This window comes from Segatella baroniae B14, assembly GCF_022024235.1.
Taxonomy (GTDB): domain Bacteria; phylum Bacteroidota; class Bacteroidia; order Bacteroidales; family Bacteroidaceae; genus Prevotella; species Prevotella bryantii.
The window spans coordinates 391,856-415,176 of sequence record NZ_CP091800.1 but is presented as its reverse complement, the minus strand read 5'-3'; the positions used below and the strand labels follow the sequence as shown (position 1 = coordinate 415,176).

Genomic DNA, 23,321 nt, shown 5'->3' with positions numbered 1-23,321 from the left:
GAAAAAATTAGATATCGCTACAAAGAAAATGTACTATAAATCTAATTCCATGATAATATCGCAACGGTCATAAGTGCTACCGTCCAAAGAAACTTCTTTGAATCCTAAATTTCGATAAAGATGGATGGAAGCAGCCAAATGGGTGTTTCCTTCCAGATAAAGTCTTTTGGCACCCAGTTGACGGGCATATTCTATGAGAGCCAAGCCCAACTTGTACCCGATGTGTTTTCCTTGAGCTTTAGGTGAAACGGCCATTTTGGCCAACTCATATACATTCTTTTCTGGATGATTGATTAGCGCGCAACATCCTACAACCTTACCACTACTGTCATCAATAGCAAGAAATATCTGTCCACCATTGCCCAAGATGTAGCTATCGATATTGGCAAAAGTCCGAAGGTCAGACTCCTCCAAACGGAAGTAAGTCTCGATCCACTCTTTGTTCAAGCGAATGAAATCAGCCTGATACTGCTCATGATATGTCTTTATCGTAATCATTTCTAACTTTTTAAACTATTTATCCCGCATCGGTTACATACTTACAGGGATAAAATATACATTACGAGTGTAAAGTTAATGATTTTCTATAGCTTATGTCAGATTATGCTCATAAAAACATTTATAAAAGCCATTTCAAACCGCAGAATACCTAACTTATGCGAGGAAAAAATCAAATTTTCAACTCCCCAAAAGTTTGTTTCACAAAGACACACCTTGCCATAGCAAGACTACACACGTATTACCGTACAGAGTTTTACCACATCAGACTCAAAGCTGTCACGATGAAGAGCTTTGTTCCTTGTACTTGAGCGATAATTATAGATGGTCTGTGGAGAATAAAATAGCAAATCGGCTATTTCACTACTCTCACTAACTCCTAATCTTATGAGAGCAAAGATACGAAGTTCTGTTGTCATTGTGTTCGTCGCTTTCACAACAATCTTCTCATCTGGCTTTAATAAAGCATTAAACTCTTCTATGAATGTAGGATATAGATCGAGGAATGCCTTATCAAAACGGTTCAAGAATGTTGCAGCATCCTCTTCAGAAAACTTAGAAGAAGTAATTAAGGTGAGTAATTCATTCACCTGATTGGCCTTTATCTTTCGCTGTACAAGAGTTTTCTGGTTTTTGAGTCTGTTGATATATTTAGCACATAAATCTATATATATCTTGGCCAAGCCTTCACGCTTTTTGTTGGTATCTACCAATCTTTCGTTCAACGTATTTAGTTGTCCGTTAAGATTTCTTTGCTGATGATTCAGTTCCGACAATTGCATATTTCGCTTATAGAGTTCCTTTCTACTGGCCGTAAGTTTGGCATTTTGTTTGAAAATAAATGCCATAGCACAAAGAAGGATGAATAAAAGGACGGATACAGAAATAATAACCAGTTTCTGCATACGATTACGCGATTTGACAGCCTCGTCATATTTAGAGATAATGCCAGGTAATCGTTCTGATATTTCTATTATTCTTAGTTTGCTATTATAAAACTTAGCATCAGCCAACGATTGGTTGATATAATTCTGAGCATGCTCTATATTACTTTCATCTGTTTCAAAAATATAAGAAGCAAGCATCTGCAAAGAAAAATTTTCCATCGTGAGGTTATGAGCATCACTCAAAGCCGACAGAATGAGATATTTTTCATACTGTTGTTCATGATTATCGTTTCTATAATTACCAGCTAAGGCAAAACAAGCCATAGCGTAAAGGCGCGAATTCTTAGGACACTTCTTAATAGCCGACAGATAATACTTACGCGCTGTCTTGGAATCAAAATTTACATACACATAAAATTCGCCCATATAATAATCATAGGCAATGTCTCTTTTGTCAAGATGAACAATCGCTTTACTCAAATAATCATTAGCCAATTTTCTGTAATGAGGTTTATATTCCTTGTCGTTACAATAATCGCTCCAGTAACTATATATTCTGAATAAGCATAGATAATAATCAAACTGTAAATTGGCATCAAGTGTAGAAGTGTCAATACTATCTATAAGATTACGTGATTCATAATAAAGACCACCGATAGCCATAAGCTGAGCCTTACGAATGATGAACATACTGTAATAGTATTGATCATCAAGTTTCTTAGCAAGTTCGATACCTTTATTAATATATACATGAGCAGAGTCAAACTGAAAAACATAATACTCATCATATATCTGACTATAAATATTGAGTTTCGCTCTCAGATTACTTTCTCTCAATAAATTCGTTTTGAGATAGTTTATTCGTTTTTCTTTCTCTATCATAGCCTGCTGACGATGAGCCAACACGGAATCAAGTTGAAGCAATAAATTCTCTTTCTGTTGAGCTGAAACACTATAGCTCAAAAGAGTAAAAATAAGGATTAAAAAGGCTTTAAACATTGTCATGATTTGGTTTTCTGCAAAGATAAACAGTTTTTAGCAAACTACAAGTATCTACTTCGTATTTTTTTCATAATCAACATAACTATTTAATAGTCAACAATATATACAGAATAAGAAATAATAGTATTTCTACTTAAGTACTACCTTATGACACATATTACTCAAAAATGTTGTTACTTTGCACCGAAATAGCCAAATAACTAACATTTCAAAACCAGAATCTATGAAAAGAAAGAAAAGACATGTAAATCCACGATTAACGTTGGTTGTCTTCACTACGCTATTGTCACTATCGACACTAGCTCAAAACATAAAAATCAATGGTGTGGTAACTGATGAGTCAGGTGAACCTATCATTGGATGTACTGTCATGCGCAAAGGTGCAAATAACGGAACCGTTACCGACTTGGATGGTAAATTCACATTATCTGTACCACAAAATTCAACCATTACATTTTCTTATATAGGTTTTGTGACTCAAGAAGCCAAAATCAACGATGTAAAACCTATATCTATTATTCTTCATGAGCAGAATACAAAACTCAACGAAGTAGTTGTCATAGGCTATGGCACCATGAGAAAAAACGACCTCACAGGTTCTGTTGGCTCTCTTAATGCTACCGATTTAGAGTCACCAGTAAGCAACATCGGTCAGGCTATGCAGGGTAAGGTAGCAGGATTACAAGTAGTAGATGCAGGAAAACCAGGTGACAACGTTTCCATTAAAATCCGCGGTTTGGGTTCTATCAACAATTGCGATCCACTTGTTGTCATTGATGGTGTGCCTACCGATCTCAGCCTCAACAATATGAATATGGCTGATATTGAACGTCTCGATGTTCTGAAAGACGCTTCGGCAACAGCGATCTATGGTAGTCGTGGTGCCAACGGTGTAGTAATGATCACGACAAAAAAAGGAAAAGAAGGAAAAGGCACGTTATCATTTGCTGCCAATTTCTCCATCCAACGAACCATGCATACACCAGAAATGCTAAATGCCAGCCAATATGCAGCTTTAAGCAATGACATGCTTAATAATGCTGGATATGCAACAAACCCAGACTGGAGTAATCCTTCTGCACTCGGAAATGGAACAAACTGGCTCGATGAGCTTCTCCAAACGGGCTATATGCAAAATTATTCTGTAAGTTACTCTGGTGGTAGCGACAAGGCTCATTATTATGTATCAGGCGGCTACTTGAACCAATCGGGTACTGTGAAGAGTGTGAAATACAGACGTTTCACATTTCAGGAAAATGCCGACGCACAGGTTCTCCCTTGGCTAAAAATGTCCAACAATATCACAGTAAGTGCCGATAAGAAACAACAGGGCAGTTATGATATTGGTAATGCCCTACGTGCACTTCCTACCTATGCTGTAAAAGACGAGAATGGAGAATGGACCGGTCCTGAAGGAAACTCAACATGGTACGGTTCTACTCGAAACCCAATAGGTCCAATTGAAACCGATAAGCAAAAAACTAACGGATACAACTTCTTGGGTAACCTTACCGCAGAACTTACGTTCACCAAATGGCTGAAATATAAGAGCACATTCGGTTTGGATGCAAAATTCTGGTATGCCGACAACTTCACTCCAGCATACAACTGGAAACCATCTGCTGTAGAAGAAAGTTCACGCTATAAGAGCGACAATAAATCATTTACCTATCTTTGGGATAATTATTTCCTCTTTGACTATACCCTTGCCAAGAAGCACCACTTCAACGTGATGGCCGGTATATCTGCCCAATGGAATAACTATGACTATCTCAACGCACAGAAAAATGTGTTTGCTTTCGACAATGTTCACGAAATGGACAATGGTCAGAAGATGCACGCTATAGGTGGAAATGAGACCGAATGGGCTTTATTCTCATATATGGCGCGTTTCAACTACGACTACAATAACAAATACCTGCTCACAGCTACTGTAAGACGTGATGGTTCTAGCCGTTTCGGCAGTAATCATCGATGGGGAACCTTCCCATCTGTATCTCTTGCATGGCGTATTTCTGAAGAAGACTGGTTCCCTAAGAACGATATCCTCGGTGATTTGAAAATACGTGCAGGATATGGTGTAACAGGTAGTCAGGCGAGCGTAAGCAACTACAGTTATCTCGCTTCTTACAACACGAGCGTTTATCCTTTCGGTTATAGTGGTAACGAACAGGCTGCCCTTGTTTCTACAACCCTTGCCAACCCTTCTATCCATTGGGAAGAAGTAGCACAAGCTAACATCGGATTTGATGCGACTTTATTCAACCAGCGAGCCATTCTCTCTTTTGATGCTTATCTCAAAACGACAAGTGATATGCTCGTCAAAGCATCAATACCTATCACGTCGGGGTTTGAAGATACCAGTACAACCTATACCAATGCCGGTAAGGTCCGCAACAGCGGTTTTGAAATATCTCTTCATACCGTAAACCTTAAAGGTCACATCGGATGGACTTCAGATTTGTCTTACACATACAATAGAAACAAAATTAAAGATCTGAACAGTAGCGTTCCATACTACATCAACCAAATCAACAACTCCTATGTTACCGTACTCGACAAAGGATACCCTATCAATGTATTTTATGGCTATGTAACCGATGGCATTTTCCAGAATGAAGCAGAAGTATTAGACCATGCTATTCAACCTGGTGCAGAGCCTGGTGATATCCGTTTCAAGGATCTCAACAATGATGGTATAATCAACGATGAAGACCGAACAGTTATCGGCAATCCTAATCCGACAAACCTTTTCTCACTTAATAATACCCTTACTTGGAAAGGCTTCGAACTGAGCATATATTTCCAGGGCGTAGCAGGAAACAAGATTTTCAACGCTAATAATATTGACCTTACAGGTATGTCTGCAGCCTACAACCAGACAACTGATGTGCTGAATAGATGGACAGCAGAAGGCACCAGTAACAATATGCCACGTGCCGTATTTGGCGATCCCAACCAGAATACCCGCGTCTCTGACAGATATGTAGAAAATGGATCATATCTCCGACTAAAGACATTAAGTCTTTCATACAACTTCCCTAAGGACTGGCTCAAGGCTCTAACCATACAGAATGCACGCCTCACACTCTCTTGCGAGAATGTGTTTACCATCACCAATTACAGCGGTTTTGATCCAGAGGTCGACATCAATGGTATTGATCTCTCTCGCTACCCTATTTCGAGAACCTTTAATCTGGGTATAAATTTCAACTTGTAAAAACGTCATTATGAAACGAAACGTTAAATATATCATAAACTATATGTTCTTGGGTATAGCAGTTATCGCAACAACTTCATCTTGTAGCGACGATTTCCTCGAGAAATCACCTAAGAATACAGTTGATACCAATACGAAGATAGACGATCAGGTGGCCATAGCCATGACAAACGCATGCTATCGTACATTACAAAGCTCAAACATGTATAACCAACGCCTATGGACACTAGATATTGTTGCTGGTAATAGCGAGGTTGGTGCTGGTGGTGGTACTGACGGTTTGGAAACAGTACAAGCATCAAACTTCACTACACTGAGCGATAATGGTATGGCACTCTATATGTGGCGTTCTCCATGGGTAGGTATCGGACAGTGCAACACATTGATAAAAAGTATAGAAAACTCAGGTTACGAGCCCGGCAGTATTCAAGAACGTTGCCTTGGCGAAGCACTTTTCCTACGCGCACATTATTATTACATTCTTGTACGCCTATATGGCGGTGTGCCATTGCGCCTAGAACCTTTCGAACCGGGAAATTCAACAGCCATAGCCCGTGCATCCGTCGATGATGTATATCGCCAAATTATGTCCGACTGTCAGCGTGCTATTGATATTCTTCCTGCTAAATCTGAATATGATTCAGAAAACGTAGGTCGAGCTTGCAAAGATGCTGCTCTCACTCAGATGGCAGACATATATCTTACACGTGCCTCAAAAAACAAAGATTATTATCAACATGTCGTAAACCTTTGTGATTCGGTTACGGCTCTCGGATACGACTTGTCAAAATGCAAATACGAAGATAATTTCGATGCAACTGTAAACAACGGACCAGAGTCTATCTTCGAGGTACAGTTCTCTGGCAACACTGAGTATGATTTTTGGGGAAACAATCCTCAGTCAAGCTGGCTTTCTACCTTTATGGGACCACGCAATTCAGACTTTGTTGCAGGATGCTATGGTTGGAATCAACCTACAGAAGAATTCATGTCGCAATATGAAGAGGGCGACAAACGCAAAGATCTTACCGTTTTCTATGAAGGCTGTCCAGATTTTGACGGTAAAAAATACAAGAACAGCTATTCTAATACGGGTTATAACGTAAGAAAATTTCTTGTAACAAAAGCGATTTCACCAGAATATAATACCAATCCTGCCAATTTTGTGGTATGGCGTTATGCCGATGTGCTTCTGATGAAAGCTGAAGCACTTAACGAGTTAGGCGAAACGGCTAAAGCCTGCGAACCATTGAATATCGTTCGTCATCGAGCAGGACTAGCAAATGTTGCTGGACTCAACCAGTCTGAAATGCGTGATAAAATTATTCACGAACGTCGTATGGAGTTAGCATTCGAAGGTCACAGATGGTTTGACATGATTAGAATTAACGATGGTAATTATGCCGTAAGTTTCTTACATTCTATCGGCAAATCGCGTGCCACCAAGGAGCGTCTACTCTTCCCTATTCCTCAAACCGAGATGGATGCCAATCCACTGATGACACAGAATAACGGATATTAATGATTTAAAAAGGTAACATAACGATATCAAAACCTAACTAAACTGAAAAAGAAGTTTAGCTAATAATCATTTAAACAAAACAAAAGATGAAAAAAACATATAATCTCATGTTAGCTGTCTGCTCTAACGTACTACTCCTTGCTTTAGCAATCGTAGGGTTGACATCATGTGCCGATAACGACTACTCGATGTTAAACAAAGGTTGCGATGAGCTTACACTAACCGTAGACCAACAGACGACAATACTCGATGAACACACGCATGCCAATGAGGCTGTGCTATTGTCATGGACCACAGGAAATAATGGTGGAACAGGCAATCGTATATATTACCAACTGGAACTGGCTCCTAAAGGAACCAACTTCCAGAATGCTTATGTGGCTGTGAATAACGAAACGCAGATATACAGTTGGAGTGCCTCACAAGAAAACCTCAACAATATCATTCTTGACAAATTTGAAGGCACACCTGGTCAGAGCATGGATCTCGAAGCACGAATATCAGCCATATCTAAAGGTACAGAAATACAAACTTCAACTATTGAATTCTCTGTAATCCCTTATCAGCCAGTTACTGAATCTCTCTTCCTGATAGGCGATGCTACGCCAAACGGTTGGAATATCGATCATGCCACCGAGATGACACGTCAGGACAATGGTAAGTTCACCTGGGAAGGCAATCTTGTAGAAGGTGATTATAAATTTGTCACTACTATGGGCAACTTTCTACCTTCATATAATAACGATGGGAAAGGCAATCTTGTTTACCGTGAAAACGATGAAGACCCGGATGAGAAATTCCATATCCAAGAAGCTCATTACTACAAAATCAGCGTTGACTTGCTCGAAGGAACGCTCATTTGCGAGAAAGCTGACGGCATGCGTCCTGACTACGACCAAATGTACTTTGTGGGCGATGCTACCGGTTGGGGATTCGAAGAGATGACCCAAGATCCAATCGATCCATTCCTTTTCCGTTATGGCAAAATCATCAACACATCAGGCGAATTCAAGTTTGGTACAGCCAATGGCAGTTGGGAGAACATGTATAAAGCGACCAGCGAACACCAGTCATATACCGATGCTTCTGTATCATTCGTCAGTGGCTTCGACCCAGACCATAAATGGTACCTCAACGACCATGAAACCCCTAAAGCATATAAGATTTGTCTCGATATCCGTAATGGAAAAGAACGTATGATGATGAAAGAATTCACTCCTTACGAAATGGTATATATGGTGGGCGATGCCACCCCAAACGGTTGGGATTTAGGAAATGCGACTACCATGACTGCTACGACCGACCCTATGGTATTCACATGGACAGGACAGTTGAATGCCGGTGAACTGAAATTCTCTTTTGACAAGCGAAGCGACTGGAATGGTGCATGGCTCATGTGCGCACAGGGCAACGATGTAGCTCCAACAGGAACCGAAGAGCACGCACTTTTCATCGACAAGAGTGACGCATATCTTCAAGCTCAGTATCTCGACAAGAATATCGGAGATGTAGATCAGAAATGGAAAATCGCCTCTTCTGGTACCTATACCATCACACTAAACCAATTGAAAGAAACCGTTACAATAGTAAAACAATAATATGAAAAAAATGAATATATTACTCTTTATTGCAGCATTGTCTGCCTTTTCATGTAGCAGCGATAACGATGCTAACAATAATGAATATACCAACATTGAGACCTTCTCGCCCATTGTTGCCATGAATGACTACATCAGTCTTGAGATAACTACAGATAAGGCCATCTATGCTCCAGAATCACAGGTAAACTTCAAAATCAGTGGTACCATTCCTGAAGGGGCTAAGATTCGCATTCGTCATGGAGCAGATGTGATAGAAGAACAATCGCTCTCCGCAAACACCTTCTCATGGACAGCCCCTTCAGCTGACAACATGGGCTACCTCGCTGATGTATATACCCTTTCTGATAACAAGGAAAACATCTATGCCACCATTGGCATAGATGTATCGACCAACTGGAAGCGTTTTCCTCGATATGGATTCGTAGGTACCTATGATGCCACTAAAACGAGCTCACAAATAGAAAATGAGCTTCATTTCCTTAACCGCTGCCACATCAACGGTCTGCAGTTTTACGACTGGCAAAACAAGCATCACTGGCCACTTGGAGGCACTCGTGATAACCTACTAGATGAATATAAGGACATCGCCAACCGACAGGTGCTTACTTCTGTTGTTAAAAATTATATAAGCAGCGCTCATGAACATGGGATGAAAGCGATGTTTTATAATCTTTGTTATGGTGCACTTGACGATGCCCAGACAGATGGTGTCAATAGACATTGGTATCTTTACAAAAATAACAAGCACTCCGATATCGACAAACTTACTCTATCTAAAGACTGGAAAAGCGATATCTATCTTCTCGACCCATCTCATAAAGACTGGCAAAACTATATCATAGAGCGCAACAATGATGTTTACAGCAGTCTTGATTTCGATGGTTTCCATATCGACCAAGTAGGCGATCGAGGTACTGTATACGACTACTATGGTGGAATTATAAATCTACCACATAGTTTCGCTTCGTTCATCAAAGCTATAAAAGAAGCACGTCCTGAGAAATCACTCGTTATGAATGCCGTTTCAAGATTTGGTCAGCAGAATATCGCTGGCACCAACGATGTCGATTTCCTCTACAACGAGATGTGGGGATCAGAAGATAAGTTCAGTGACTTTGGCAAGGTTATTAACGAAAACAACTATTTCAGTGGTAACACCATGAATACCGTCTTTGCTGCCTACATGGACTACGGCAAGAGTGGTGAACTGGGTACTTTCAACACTCCAGGCATTCTCCTCACCGATGCTGTCATCTTTGCGCTGGGTGGTGCACATCTTGAACTTGGCGACCACATGCTCTGTCATGAATATTTCCCTAACAACAACCTACAAATGAGCAGCGAACTGAAGAAGAATATCGTAGCCTATTACGACTTCATGACAGCCTACGAAAATCTGCTTCGAGATGGTGGACAACAAACTACCTCAGATATTACATCTGGCGATCAGACCATCAGCATCAACGCATGGCCTCCTGTGACACATGGTGTTACTGCGATTAACCGAAATGTTGGTAACCAACAGGTCATCAACCTCATTAACTTTACCCAAGCCAACAGTTTGAGCTGGCGTGACATGAACGGCACACAACCAGAACCAACCACCTTGAACAATATTCCTGTACGTATCAAGGCTTCAGGTGTAAAGAAAATATGGATAGCAAGTCCAGACTATATGGGTGGCGCACCACAGCAGATTAGTTTCAGACAAGATAACAACTATGTAATGACCACCGTTCCAAATCTAAAATACTGGTCAATGATTGTATTAGAAAAATAAATATAAACGAAGAAATATAAATGAAACATTTAATAAGAACGATTCTCTTAGTTGCTGCTATTTGTCTTGCAGGCAAAATCATAGCAGCAGAGCCTATTGTACTCCATTCGCCAAACGGAAAGCTACAGATGACTTTCTCGTTATCTGAAAAGGGCGAACCTACTTACATACTTCAGTATAAAGGCAAAACCGTTATTCGTCCATCTCATCTCGGACTAGAGCTCAAGAATGCCCACAACTTACAGCAGGATTTTGTCATCAAAAAAACGACAGCATCATCCTTTGATGAAACATGGCAACCTGTATGGGGTGAGACTCGCAACATACGCAACCACTACAACGAAATGTTTGTTGAATTATATCAACAGTCACAAGAACGAGGTCTCAATATCCGTTTCCGTCTTTACGATGATGGTTTAGGCTTCCGTTACGAGTTTCCGCTGTCCAAAAACCTCAACTATTTTGTAATTAAAGAAGAGCATAGCCAGTTTGCTATGAGTGGCGACAATACGGCATGGTGGATTCCTGGCGACTACGACACTCAGGAATATAACTATACAGAATCAAAACTCTCTGAAATACGACAGAAGCTACCTACAGCCTATGACAACAACGCTTCACAAACCCTTGCAGGACCAACATGCGTTCAAACCTCTCTGCAAATGAAGACTCCTGACGGAATCTATATCAATCTGCACGAAGCTGCACTGGTAGACTATAGCTGTATGCACCTCAATCTCGATGACAAGAACATGATTTTCGAATCATTTCTCACTCCTGATGCACGAGGTGACAAAGGTTATCTTCAAGCCCCTTGCAAGAGTCCATGGCGAACTATCATTGTTAGCGACGATGCAAGAGACATGCTTTCAAGTAATCTTATTCTCAATCTTAACGATCCTTGCAAACTCAAAGACACTAGTTGGATTCATCCGGTAAAATATGCAGGAGTATGGTGGGAAATGATTAACGGCATGAGCCAATGGTCTTACACGTGGGACTTGCCTTCAGTGAAACTCGATTCTATCGACTATACTAAGGTAAAAACTCATGGCAAACATGGGGCTAACAATGCAAATGTCCGCAAATATATCGACTTTGCTGCCGAGAACGGGCTCGACCAAGTTCTTGTAGAAGGTTGGAATATCGGTTGGGAAGACTGGTTTGGTCAGGAAAAAGATTATGTTTTTGACTTTACTACTCCCTATCCTGACTTTGACATCAAGGCTCTTAACGAATATGCTCACAGCAAAGGCGTGAAACTCCTTATGCATCACGAGACAAGTGGTTCTGTACGCAATTACGAGCGCCACATGGAAGCAGCATACAATCTCATGAATAAATATGGCTACGACGCTGTTAAGAGCGGTTATGTAGGTAATATCTTGCCACGGGGTGAGCATCACTACGGACAATGGATGGTAAACCACTATCTCTATGCTGTTCAAGAAGCGGCTAAACATCATATCATGGTAAATGCTCACGAAGCTGTTCGCCCTACTGGTTTATGCCGAACCTATCCTAACCTCATTGGTAACGAGGCTGCCCGAGGAACTGAATACGAAGCAGGGGCTAGCAACCATGTAAACCACACAACCATCTTACCTTTTACCCGACTGCAGGGAGGTCCTATGGATTATACTCCTGGCATCTTCGAAATGGATATGAGCAAGATGAATCCTAATAACCATGCGCATGTCAACTCTACTTTGGCACGTCAGCTGGCACTGTACGTCACGATGTATAGTCCACTCCAGATGGCTGCTGATCTTGTAGAGAACTATCGCAAACACATGGATGCTTTCCAATTCATCAAGGATGTTGCAGTAGATTGGGACGACAGTCGTTATCTTGAGGCTGAACCTGGACAGTATATTACCGTTGCTCGAAAAGCTAAAAATAGTGCTAACTGGTTTGTGGGATGCACAACAGGTGAAAATGGACACACCTCACACCTCAAGCTTAATTTCCTTGACAAAGGTAAAAAGTACATCGCAACAATCTATGCCGACGCTAAGAATGCCAATTATCGCACTAATCCACAGGCATACGTTATCAGCAAGAAAACAGTAAACTCGAACACCGTTCTCAAACTGAAAGCGGTTCCTGGCGGTGGATATGCTATCAGCATTAAACCTGCAAATTAACCCCCCAAAAGCTTCTCTTGTGAATGCCATATCTATAGGCAACCTCAAAACGATACATTTTCACAAGAGAAGCTTTTATTATCTGCTTACTCATCGAAACTAACATGAATAAAGCAACCTCTCTTGATACGCAACTTGCGTAATATTAAATTACGTCGAACACACATGAATTTAGTATATATATATTACAATTCTACAAAAAAACAAAACAAAATATTTTTATATTATTTTATTTATTACTACTTTTGCAACAAAATACGAAAGTATGGCTATATATTATAGCTAAACCATAAATATATTTACTAAGAGCAATTACCAAATCAGAGATAACAATATGAAAAAATGCTTACTTCTATTCGTTTTTGTCCCGTTGTTTACATTCAGTCAAAGCAAGATTAACTACTATTATGATGCCTCGGGAATAAGCCAAAAGAATAACGTAAGTTACACCATAGAGTTCAATCTTAGTAATCGCATAAAGTACTGATTATGTTTTTGAAGAAATGCTTCGCTAATACAATTAGTGAATTTAATTATTTGCATAATGAATAAACTATATAACTTAAAAACTCTTAAAAAGTTATTTCGACATATTAATATAGTTAACTATGTAATATGTGATTTTTACGCATTAGTGTGGTCGTTATTTTATTGTATAATACGATATATTTTTTTTGACTATAATAATTATTCTGCATATCATAAAATATGTGATATGAAGGACTTTGAAATTCAAGGTTCTGCCATAATTGTAGTTATTCTTTTTACTCCTTGGGCATTGCTTATAGCATATATAACGAGGCTTTTCGCAGAGCAATATTTTATGAACTCTTTTTTGATAACTGAAATTATTATTGCATTAATTGTCTTTTATAGTATTTATTCATCTCATAATAAGTGTTTTTCTATAAAAAGATTAGAAAGGCTACGTGACTTGAAATTAAGAAAATGGCGTTTAAATGTTCTTTGTCTACTGCTTATTGATTTTTTTCTAACGGCTTATTTTATCTTTTTTATTTAAGAAAAAATGCTTTTTACATATAACTATCCTTTTAACTCATAAAAAGAATTTGTCATCTACAAATTGCTTCATTTATGAAAGAGCGGACAACAAAACTTGATTATTGTTATGGCAAACAAAGATAGTAAGTATAAATATAAATTTGAGTATTGCATGAATGCATTACATTATTGCATTTATAAAGGAGAAGTCTGGTTAAATTACAAAGTAGAAAGACAAGTATATAGACTGATTAAGGTTTTATCTATAATTTTGGGGCTTAAAAAGTATTATGAAAGGCGTGTTAAAAAGTTCCATGATGATAAAAAAAATCAAGACTATTTATATGGGAAAAAAATTGAACTTTCTGTTGGAGAGGCGAACAGTACGTTTGGCTTTCTCTATTCTGGATACCCTGGTCTTTTATCATTTATATTGCTCGGAATAGCAAATGGTATATGTGAAAACGTGAAAGAGATTGTTGTGATTATATTACTAGGCTTACCTATCGGCTTAGGTTATATTCCTGCATATAAAGCAGTCTTTAGTAATGACAAATATCTGAAGTATCATAAAAAGTTTAAGAAAAAAGATGAGCAATGGCATAAGAAGTGGAAATGGATAACCATTGTTTTTTGTATTATTTCGCTTTTTTTTACAACAATCGGTGGAGTATGTGCTATAGGAGGAATACAAGAGATTATTCAGATCATAAGGCATTCATATTAATGAATAATACTACAATAGACTGATAGGTTCATCCTTGGAGAAAAATGCAGAAAATTCCACCATTGATAATAAGCTTCGAATACATTGGTGTGCTTCTGACGAACGTGGATTCTATGGAAATCAATATGTGAAAACGATGAAACTGACAACTTTAGGAAAAGGTATAACAAAATTTACTGGTCCTATAGGGAACCTTCTTACTGCTAATGACATATATATGGGAATGTATTATGACTGTAGTGATTATAAAAAAACAGGTTACACTGATTGGTATCATACTGCTTATGCAACTGCAGGTTTTGCTGGCGGAACTGTTGGTGGCTTAGCTGGTCTACAAGCGGGAGCGGCATTGGGTGCAGAAATGGGGATATGGATTGAAGGGGTTGGAATGTTTCCTGGATCTATAATTGGTGGTATCATTGGTGGTATATATGGATCATTTAAAGGAAGCATGAAAGGAAAAGACATGATTAATAAAATTTATAATAGATAGAAACGATGAATTATAGTAAATTTGAATACATATTAAATGCTATACATTATTGTATTTGGCGCGGTGATATAAAATTTGGAATTGTTATTGATAAAGTTATTCATGCTCTTCTTTCTCCCATACCAAAGTTTCTTTTTACGAAGGAATATAAAAAGAAATATTACGAACGTCTTCCTAGAGAAAAGAAGTTACTGGATAAATATTTATATGACAAAGAAAACGGATTTTATATCGGGAGGGCGAACAGTATATTTGGCTTTCTCTATACTGGATACCCTGGTCTTTTTTCGTTTATTTTAGGTGGTCTTGGGTCTCGTTTTTTTGAAAACAAATATCCTTTGTTGAATGCAATTTTATTTGGTATCCCAATTGGAATAGGATATATCCCAGCGTACAGAGCTGTTTTTACCAAAGATAAATATCTTAAGTATTATAAAAAGTTTGAAAAAAAAGATGCATCGTGGCATAAAAAATGGAAATGGATTACTATAGCTTTTTTCATAGGTTCTTGGATTATGATGGCTATGGGTGGGGCTGTCGCCATGTGGGGTATATTATTACTTTAAAAGCTGCTATTGTTGTCAGCTGATTAGGATCAAATTGTATTGATTATTTCTATGCCTTGACAAGACCAAAACAAAAATCAGGATATGGCCTCGCTGGATTTACAACAGAAACATACAAAAAATCCATGATTAGTTCTGCTATAGATTTGTCCGTTTCTAATAATTAAAAAAGGCTTAACATTATAGAAACCATGAGCAGAGCTACCAAATGGATCAATTATGGAAAATTCAAAACAATGGGTTACAATACTTATAAAGCAACAGCAAGTGTTGTTGGCGGATGGGCTGGTGATATCATTGGTGGTATATATGGATCATTTAAAGGAAGCATGATAGGAACAGAAATGATTAATAAAATTTATAATAGATAGAAACGATGAATTACAGTAGATTTGAATACATATTAAATGCTATACATTATTGTATTTGGCGCGGTGATATAAAATCTGGAATTGTTATTGATAAAGTTATTCATGCTCTTCTTTCTCCCATACCAAAGTATCTTTTTACGAAGGAATATAAAAAGAAATATCACGAACGTCTTCCTAGAGAAAAGAAGTTACTGGATAAATATTTATATGACAAAGAAAACGGATTTTATATCGGGAGGGCGAACAGTACGTTTGGCTTTCTCTATACTGGATACCCTGGTCTTTTTTCGTTTATTTTAGGTGGTCTTTGGTATCGTTTTTTTGAATACAAATATCCTTTGTTGAATGCAATTTTATTTGGTATTCCAATTGGAATAGGATATATCCCAGCGTACAGAGCTGTTTTTACCAAAGATAAATATCTGAAGTATCATAAAAAGTTTAAGAAAAAAGATGCATCATGGCATAAAAAATGGAAATGGATTACTATAGCTTTTTTCATAGGTTCTTGGATTATGCTGGCTATAGGTGTAGCTGCCATGTGGGGTATATTATTATTTTAAAAGCTACTATTATTGTCAGCTGATTAGGATCAAATTATATCGATTATCTTTATGGCAAATGAAAAAGATGAAGAATAATAAATTTGAGTATTGCATGAATGCATTGCATTATTGCATTTATAAAGGAGAAGTGAGATTATACGAAAATGCACTTAATAATACCTCGAAGTATTTAAGATTTTTTTCTAAGTTATTTGGCTTTGAGAAATGGTATCATAGAGTAGCAGAAAAAAATATAAATGATACTGAAGGGCGGAAAATCTTTTTTGATAAGAAAAAAAGCTTTTCTGTTGGAGAGGCGAACCGTATATTTGGCTTTCTCTATTCTGGATACCCTGGTCTTTTTTCGTTTATTTTAGGTGGTCTAGGGATTCGTTTTTTTGAAGACAAATATCCTTGGTTGAATGCAATTTTATTTGGTCTCCCAATTGGAATAGGATATATCCCAGCGTACAGAGCTGTTTTTACCAAAGATAAATATCTTAAGTATTATAAAAAGTTTGAAAAAAAAGATGCATCGTGGCATAAAAAATGGAAATGGATTACTATAGCTTTTTTCATAGGTTCTTGGATTATGCTGGCTATAGGTGTAGCTGCCATGTGGGGTGTATTATTATTTTAAAAGCTGCTATTGTTGTCAGCTGATTAGGATCAAATTGTATTGATTATTTCTATGCCTTGACAAGACCAAAGCAAAAATCAGGAGAAGCACGGTGATGTATAGCTTCTCCTGATTGTAATGCCACGCGAAAATGAAGTAAGAAACGTTCGAATTATCTCTCTAACAAACAATATAAAGGCACCCCTTATTTGCCAACACGACAAAAAAGGAGTACCTTTTTCATTGGTACATCATGATATGAACTTCTTACACCTAATTCTTATCAACAAATACCATAGCATTACGCTCATCAGCAACAATACAGAGATATCGGTCGTACTCTCGAAGAACATCAGCAATAATCTCTTGCTGACTTAAATACTGAATATCGTTACCCGTACGTCCATCTGTATAATAAGTTACTGGCACATACTGCATACCATTATCTACGTCTGGAGTATTATCCTCATCTATCAGATAATCAGAGAGTTGCTGTTTTTCTGCTGCCACGCCATAACGGAAATTGCGAATACGGTCATGTGGAATGTTTAGCTCTATTGAGAGTGGACCGTTCTTTCCTCGTAAGATTTCTGCTTGAATACCATATTGCATAAACTCTTCCTGCAAATCCTTAAAGGCTGGTTCTACTTTTTCGTTGAAGAATCGCTTTATATCTTCCTTTTTGTGGAATGTCACAATCTGCTGCAAACGTAGTTTCCAGTTTTCGCCATTCCAATTTCTACTACCATATGGCATATGAGCCGAATTATAGAGTTCATCAGTACGTAAGGCTTTGAACAGACAGAAACATAGTACGAGCATGATCAATCCAAATGGAAGTGCAGATACAAGGGTCATAGACTGGAGCGATTGTAGTCCGCCGGCATAGATCAAAGCCATCGTGATAACGGCCATAAGTATGCCCCAGAACACATTCTGCCACTTAGGCGAATGAGGATTATTAGCTGTTGAAATACTATTCATAACCAGAATTCCAGAATCAGCTGAAGTGACGAAGAAGATTGCTATCATTGCTATTGCCATCACACAAATAGCCTTTGCCATTGGAAAACTCTCAAAGAAGGCAAAAAGTAAAATATCTGGCTGATGAACCAATTTACTGAGTGCACCATGCAATACATTTCTATCCATCCATATCGCACCATTACCAAATACAGTCATCCATAAGAAGATAAAGAGCGAAGGTACTAACAATACTGCCAGCACATATTCTCGAATAGTTCGCCCTTTAGAGATACGAGCAATGAAAAGACCGACGAATGGTGCCCAACTAATCCACCATGCCCAATACATTACAGTCCAACTGGTAAACCATCCACGACCTGCCTTCTCAAAAGCAAATGTATCGAAGGTTAAACTGGCGAATTTTTGGATATAATTACCTACTCCTTCTGAAAAAGCGCTCAGCAAGAAGGTAGTAGGACCTAAGAACAATACAAAGAGAAGCAATACAATAGCTGCCCCAAGATTGATTTCACTAAGTCGCTTTACACCTTTATTCACACCAGCTACAGCCGACATCGTGGCCATAACTGTAACGACCAAGACTATAATACATTGGAAAAGGAAGTTTGACTGATGAAGAACACCTAAATGCACGAGTCCGGCATTGAGCTGCATCACACCAAAGCCCATAGAGGTGGAAATACCAAAGAATGTACTTATCAATGCAAAGATATCGACGACATCACCCACCCAACCGTGAATTTTGTCACCAAGTATAGGATACAATCCACTACGAATACTCAATGGTAGCTTATAACGAAATGAAAAATAAGCTAGAATAAGTCCCATTACTGCAAAAATGGCCCAGGCATGCAATCCCCAATGAAAGAATGTAGCCAACTGTGAATCCTTGGCATGATTTGTTATTTCTGGTAGAGCCGGATACACATAATGTGACATAGGTTCGGCTACACCGAAATACATCAGTCCAATACCCATACCCGCAGCAAAGAGCATGGATATCCATGAAAAAAATGAGTATTTGGGTTTGGAATTATCGGCACCTAGTCGGACATTTCCCATTTTACTGAATGCCAAAATAAAAAGGAATATCACGAAGAAGGATACCAACAATATATATACCCAACTGAAATCTTTATATATTTTATTCTGTATACTTGTTAGCACACCATTTACCCCATCAGGAAATAATGCAGCTAAAAATGATAAAAGAATTAATACTAGTAAACCAGGATAGGCTACTTTTTTTGTAAATGTTGTTTTAATATTTAATTTGTTCATCATATTTCATTTAATTGTAAGTTAATGAAGTGATGTATTTTTGGATAGAAAGAGTTTTGATGCGTTTCATTTTACAATTATCACAAATATATAAAAAAATAAAAATTACCTTATTGTGGAAAAGGTACTTTAATTTTTATTTGTAATTGATAACAGACTCAAGAAACGCTTTACTTTTCTCTAACTAAAATAAGTAGCTTTCGATTATCATCAGTTGCTTCATATCAACCATGACGATATCAAACATACTGTGAATAAAAATCAGAGAAAAAAAATAAGAGATGGTCTATACCTATATGCAAATAAGCCGAGAAAATTCTCGGCTTATTTGCATATAGCGTGCGGCTTATTTGCCTGCAGTGATATTCTTATTTACATTTACCGCCATAGCTATTGCGGTTACCACTACTGCTAATACAATCACTAATGCTGTCATAATTATTATCCTTTCTACAAATCTTATGAGTAAGCCACTTGGCTACCCTTACATACCTTATAATCCCTATTTTCCGAATGCAAAAGTAAGCCAAAATATTGAGAAAAACAAGAAAAAACATGTTATACAACATAAAATAAGCCATTTCTTGACCTTCATCAAACGGATTGAGGACAAAATGAAGTGATTATACGTTTTAACCTAATATAAACATGTATACGCTATTCAAAATATGAAATCAAGAATCGTACTGACTACCCTTTTATTGGCCCTTGTTGTGCAACTTCAAGCACAATGGAATGTACCCACACATATCGAACCGATACAGGCTCCTTTCGATATGCCTCAACTCTATCGTCCTACATTTGCTGCCTATAAAGTCAATATCCGAAAGATGGGGGCTAAAATCGGCAAGCTATCTACCAAAGCCATCCAGCGAGCTATTGATAAGGTAAGCAACTATGGGGGCGGACATGTCATCATTCCTGCAGGAAAATGGTATACAGGCCGACTTATCCTAAAAAGTCATGTAGACCTACATCTTGAAGCTGGAGCCGAACTACACTTCTCTGGTCGCATTGCAGACTATCTACCCGTGGTCGCTACACGCAATGAAGGTGTAGACATCTATTCTTTAGGTGCCATGATTTATGCCAACGGAACTGAAAATATTGCAGTTACCGGAAAAGGTAAACTGGTAGCTCCAGATATAGACTGCGAACTCATGCAGCATACGATGCAAGGGGTCAGCGAGGAGTTACAGCAGATGAAAATGGAAGAACGTATATTTGATGGACAGAAAAAACATACGATAGACCATCAAGAGAAAGCAGAAATATGTCTGCCTACCTTCTTTGGTCCTGTCAACAGCCGTAATGTTTTACTCGAAGGTGTTACTCTCGAACGTTCCGTATTCTGGAATATCGTACCAGTATATTGCGAGAATATCATCATAAGAGATGTAACCGTCAACAGTTTCGGACACGCTCGTACTGATGGCATCGACTTCGATTCTTCTCGCAATGGACTTGTAGAGTATACGACACTTGACTGTGGCGATGACTGTTTTACGCTTAAATCTGGCCGTGGCATGGATGGTGTCAAACGCAACCGCCCTACTGAAAATATCGTGATACGTCATTGCAAAGTAGTTAATGCTGCAGGTGGATTTACCATCGGGAGCGAGACAGCTGCCATGATTCGCAATGTCTATGTCTACGATATCGAAATGGAGCATCCTCGCTTTGCTCTCTATTTCAAGTCTCGTCGTCCTCGTGGTGGTGGTGCAGAAAATGTCTGGATGGAAAATATCCATGCCAAACAGACTAAATATACTGCCATAAAATGGGACTTGCTGGGTTCTCCTGAATATGTAGGAAAACTAGCCGAACGTTTTGCGGTAAAAGAACCGAATGCACTCACGCCTAAATTCCGCAATATTCACTTCAAAAATATCAGCATAGACCAGTGCCCTACTCTGATTAAAATGGTAGGACTGCCAGAACAGCCTATAGAACAGGTTACATATGAAAATGTGAAAGGCTCATCCATGGAAACAATTCTGCAGGATGCAGGAACTGTTTCCTTTAAATAAGACAGAGGCACAAATATAATCTTTTATTGATAAACTCGTATTTTTCAAAAAGATTATGTATTTTTGTCGCACGAACAACAAACAATTACACAAAAACATGATGAAAGTACTACTAGTTAGCGGAAGTGCCGTAAAGAACGGCAACACATTTATCGCATTATCAGAAATAGCCAAAACCCTTGAAGCAGAAGGTATTGAGACAGAGATTGTAGAGATTGGCAACAAGCCCGTTCGTGGTTGCATTGCCTGTGGTGCCTGCGCCCAAAAAGGAAATAACCGTTGCGTATTCAACGACGATATCTGCAACAGCATTCTCGAAAAAGCAGAAACAGCAGACGCTTTTGTTTTCGGTTCGCCAGTTTATTATGGTCAACCTAATGGTGCCCTTTTGGCCCTTATTCAGCGTATGCTTTATGCAGGAGGCAATGCTTTCCGCTTCAAACCCGTTGCTAATGTAGCTATTTGTCGCCGTGGTGGTGCTTCAGCTGCATTCCAGACCTTAAACATGGCGTTCGAAATGATGAATATGCCACAAGTTCCATCTCAGTACTGGAACATCGCTTATGGTCGTACTCCAGGTGAGGCTGCTCAAGATAAAGAAGGTATGCAGACCATGCGACAGCTAGGTCGTAACATGGCATGGATGCTCAAAAAATTCCATGGTGTAGAAGCTGCTGAAAAACCTGAAACTGAAACTTGGAATCCAATGAATTTTATTCGATAATCACAGTTCATCTTAGATTCTATTCTCGAAATAAGATACTTTCCTTCAATATATATGGGGAAGAAAACGTTAACATATTCTTCCCCATACACGTTTATACAAATTCATGTTATTAAGTTTTCTGCTTAATAACTCTGATTCATAAAATCGGTTGGCGATTTACCGTAAGTTTGCTTAAACATACGAGCAAAGGAAGAAGCATTACGGAAGCCACAAACGCGCATGACACGCGACACATTATAATGATGCTCTGCTAAAAGTCGAGCCGCTTGTTGAAGTCGTATCTTGCGAACAAGAGCATGCGGAGTGTCATTTGTCATTTCCCTCACCTTACGATACAAGTGGCCTCGACTTATGCCCACACCTTCTGACAAGGTTTCTACTGTCAATTCTGGGTTACTCATGTTATTGCTAATCACAACTAAAATATTTTCCATCAACTTCTCATCATGCGTCTGCAAGTTGATTTCTTGTATGGCTTTTCCTTCTATTTCTCTCACAGCATACTTTTTGATTACAGTATTATACTGATTGATAAGACTATGTATACGTGTACGAAGCATGATAAGCGATACCGACATACAAAAATAATCACTGGCACCTGATGCCAAACTATCTAGACGCTCCTGATCCGAAGGATGATCAGAGAGAATTATAACAGGAATGTCATTGACATTAAAATTATTTCGTATACAGGTACAGAGCTGAATACCATTCATAGTTGGCAACTGGCTATTCGCTATGACCAGTGCCGGCTTCTGTTCCAAAATCTGTAACATCGCTTTTTGTCCATCTTCACACACTATCACCGGATATTCTTCAGCCAACTGAACCAAACATGAAGAAGTATAGTGACTTTCATCAGCTACAATCACAATTTTTTCAGGCTGTAGCTTTACCGGTTTCTTTTCAGCCTGAGCCTCAGCCGTCACACACTCTTTCTGTGGAAACTCTTCCCGTTCCACACCAAGCATCGAAGAAAAAAATGAAATCCAAGTCATTCGCTAAGTCTATTTTATTGTATAATTTGCAAAATTAACCAATAAATAGATGATAAACATAAGTAATCTATTAACTGGTCGATTTTCTCAGCAAACATGAAGAGATATGAAATATATACCAAAATCTATAACATTTAAACACATTAGCCAACAGCAAAACTCAACTTTTCAATACCAAAAGAGTGTTTTATGAAGAATATAAACTAAATTTGCACTTGCTTGTTGAATTCGCGTTTAGTTACTTTAAGTGAGAACATACAAAAAGTAGCTATGGTATTTATTATTAAAATAGATATATAGACATATTATCATTATAAA

At 38.4% G+C, this 23,321-nt stretch carries 18 protein-coding genes; 14 read left to right on the top strand and 4 right to left on the bottom strand.

Features of this window, described 5'->3' with window-relative positions:
• Positions 1 to 33 precede the first annotated feature (33 nt).
• Together L6469_RS11920 and L6469_RS11915 are read right to left on the bottom strand one after the other, a co-directional pair.
• Entirely contained in the window at positions 34 to 498 is a 465-nt protein-coding gene (locus tag L6469_RS11920; protein WP_006283844.1) for a GNAT family N-acetyltransferase, read from the bottom strand.
• A gap of 230 nt (positions 499 to 728) precedes the next feature.
• Positions 729 to 2,390, bottom strand: a complete 1,662-nt coding sequence (locus L6469_RS11915) for a DUF6377 domain-containing protein (RefSeq protein WP_223918732.1) — start codon at positions 2,388 to 2,390, stop codon at positions 729 to 731.
• A gap of 220 nt (positions 2,391 to 2,610) precedes the next feature.
• On the opposite strand from L6469_RS11915, the gene L6469_RS11910 reads away from it, so the two are divergent.
• From L6469_RS11910 to L6469_RS11855, 12 genes are all read left to right on the top strand, one after another.
• Positions 2,611 to 5,607, top strand: a complete 2,997-nt coding sequence (locus tag L6469_RS11910; protein ID WP_006283841.1) for a SusC/RagA family TonB-linked outer membrane protein — start codon at positions 2,611 to 2,613, stop codon at positions 5,605 to 5,607.
• 43 nt (positions 5,608 to 5,650) lie between these two features.
• Entirely contained in the window at positions 5,651 to 7,129 is a 1,479-nt protein-coding gene (locus L6469_RS11905) for a RagB/SusD family nutrient uptake outer membrane protein (RefSeq protein ID WP_006283840.1), read from the top strand.
• 107 nt (positions 7,130 to 7,236) lie between these two features.
• Positions 7,237 to 8,727 (top strand): SusF/SusE family outer membrane protein, encoded by a 1,491-nt coding sequence (locus L6469_RS11900; RefSeq protein ID WP_006283839.1) that lies wholly within the window; start codon positions 7,237 to 7,239, stop codon positions 8,725 to 8,727.
• Between the two features lies 1 nt (position 8,728).
• Positions 8,729 to 10,510, top strand: coding sequence for a glycoside hydrolase family 66 protein (locus tag L6469_RS11895; RefSeq protein WP_006283838.1), 1,782 nt, complete (start codon positions 8,729 to 8,731; stop codon positions 10,508 to 10,510).
• A gap of 20 nt (positions 10,511 to 10,530) precedes the next feature.
• The gene (locus tag L6469_RS11890) at positions 10,531 to 12,657 is read left to right on the top strand and encodes a glycoside hydrolase family 97 protein (RefSeq protein WP_006283837.1); all 2,127 of its coding nucleotides are present in this window, start codon (positions 10,531 to 10,533) and stop codon (positions 12,655 to 12,657) included.
• Between the two features lie 715 nt (positions 12,658 to 13,372).
• Complete coding sequence (locus L6469_RS11885; protein ID WP_143067140.1) at positions 13,373 to 13,678, top strand: hypothetical protein; 306 nt, start codon at positions 13,373 to 13,375, stop codon at positions 13,676 to 13,678.
• 108 nt (positions 13,679 to 13,786) lie between these two features.
• Positions 13,787 to 14,386 carry a hypothetical protein gene (locus tag L6469_RS11880; protein WP_006283835.1) on the top strand — a complete coding sequence of 200 codons (600 nt, stop codon included), beginning with the start codon at positions 13,787 to 13,789 and terminating at the stop codon, positions 14,384 to 14,386.
• Positions 14,387 to 14,522: 136 nt separating this feature from the next.
• Complete coding sequence (locus L6469_RS11875) at positions 14,523 to 14,879, top strand: hypothetical protein (protein WP_143067139.1); 357 nt, start codon at positions 14,523 to 14,525, stop codon at positions 14,877 to 14,879.
• A gap of 5 nt (positions 14,880 to 14,884) precedes the next feature.
• Positions 14,885 to 15,445: a hypothetical protein gene (locus L6469_RS11870; RefSeq protein ID WP_006283833.1), complete on the top strand. Its 561-nt coding sequence runs from the start codon at positions 14,885 to 14,887 to the stop codon at positions 15,443 to 15,445.
• A 191-nt stretch (positions 15,446 to 15,636) separates the two neighbouring features.
• A complete protein-coding gene (locus L6469_RS11865) occupies positions 15,637 to 15,816 on the top strand; it encodes a hypothetical protein (RefSeq protein ID WP_006283832.1) in 180 nt (59 codons plus the stop codon).
• 5 nt (positions 15,817 to 15,821) lie between these two features.
• Complete coding sequence (locus L6469_RS11860; RefSeq protein WP_006283831.1) at positions 15,822 to 16,379, top strand: hypothetical protein; 558 nt, start codon at positions 15,822 to 15,824, stop codon at positions 16,377 to 16,379.
• Between the two features lie 67 nt (positions 16,380 to 16,446).
• Positions 16,447 to 17,001, top strand: coding sequence for a hypothetical protein (locus L6469_RS11855; RefSeq protein ID WP_039871345.1), 555 nt, complete (start codon positions 16,447 to 16,449; stop codon positions 16,999 to 17,001).
• A 252-nt stretch (positions 17,002 to 17,253) separates the two neighbouring features.
• Here L6469_RS11855 and L6469_RS11850 read toward each other — a convergent pair whose 3' ends face one another.
• Positions 17,254 to 19,251, bottom strand: a complete 1,998-nt coding sequence (locus L6469_RS11850) for a BCCT family transporter (protein WP_006283829.1) — start codon at positions 19,249 to 19,251, stop codon at positions 17,254 to 17,256.
• Positions 19,252 to 19,916: 665 nt separating this feature from the next.
• Here L6469_RS11850 and L6469_RS11845 point away from each other — a divergent pair.
• Together L6469_RS11845 and L6469_RS11840 are read left to right on the top strand one after the other, a co-directional pair.
• Positions 19,917 to 21,278 carry a glycoside hydrolase family 28 protein gene (locus tag L6469_RS11845; protein ID WP_006283828.1) on the top strand — a complete coding sequence of 454 codons (1,362 nt, stop codon included), beginning with the start codon at positions 19,917 to 19,919 and terminating at the stop codon, positions 21,276 to 21,278.
• Positions 21,279 to 21,378: 100 nt separating this feature from the next.
• Positions 21,379 to 22,002: a flavodoxin family protein gene (locus tag L6469_RS11840; RefSeq protein WP_039871341.1), complete on the top strand. Its 624-nt coding sequence runs from the start codon at positions 21,379 to 21,381 to the stop codon at positions 22,000 to 22,002.
• A gap of 125 nt (positions 22,003 to 22,127) precedes the next feature.
• Here L6469_RS11840 and L6469_RS11835 read toward each other — a convergent pair whose 3' ends face one another.
• Positions 22,128 to 23,003 carry a helix-turn-helix domain-containing protein gene (locus L6469_RS11835; RefSeq protein WP_006283826.1) on the bottom strand — a complete coding sequence of 292 codons (876 nt, stop codon included), beginning with the start codon at positions 23,001 to 23,003 and terminating at the stop codon, positions 22,128 to 22,130.
• Positions 23,004 to 23,321: the final 318 nt, after the last annotated feature.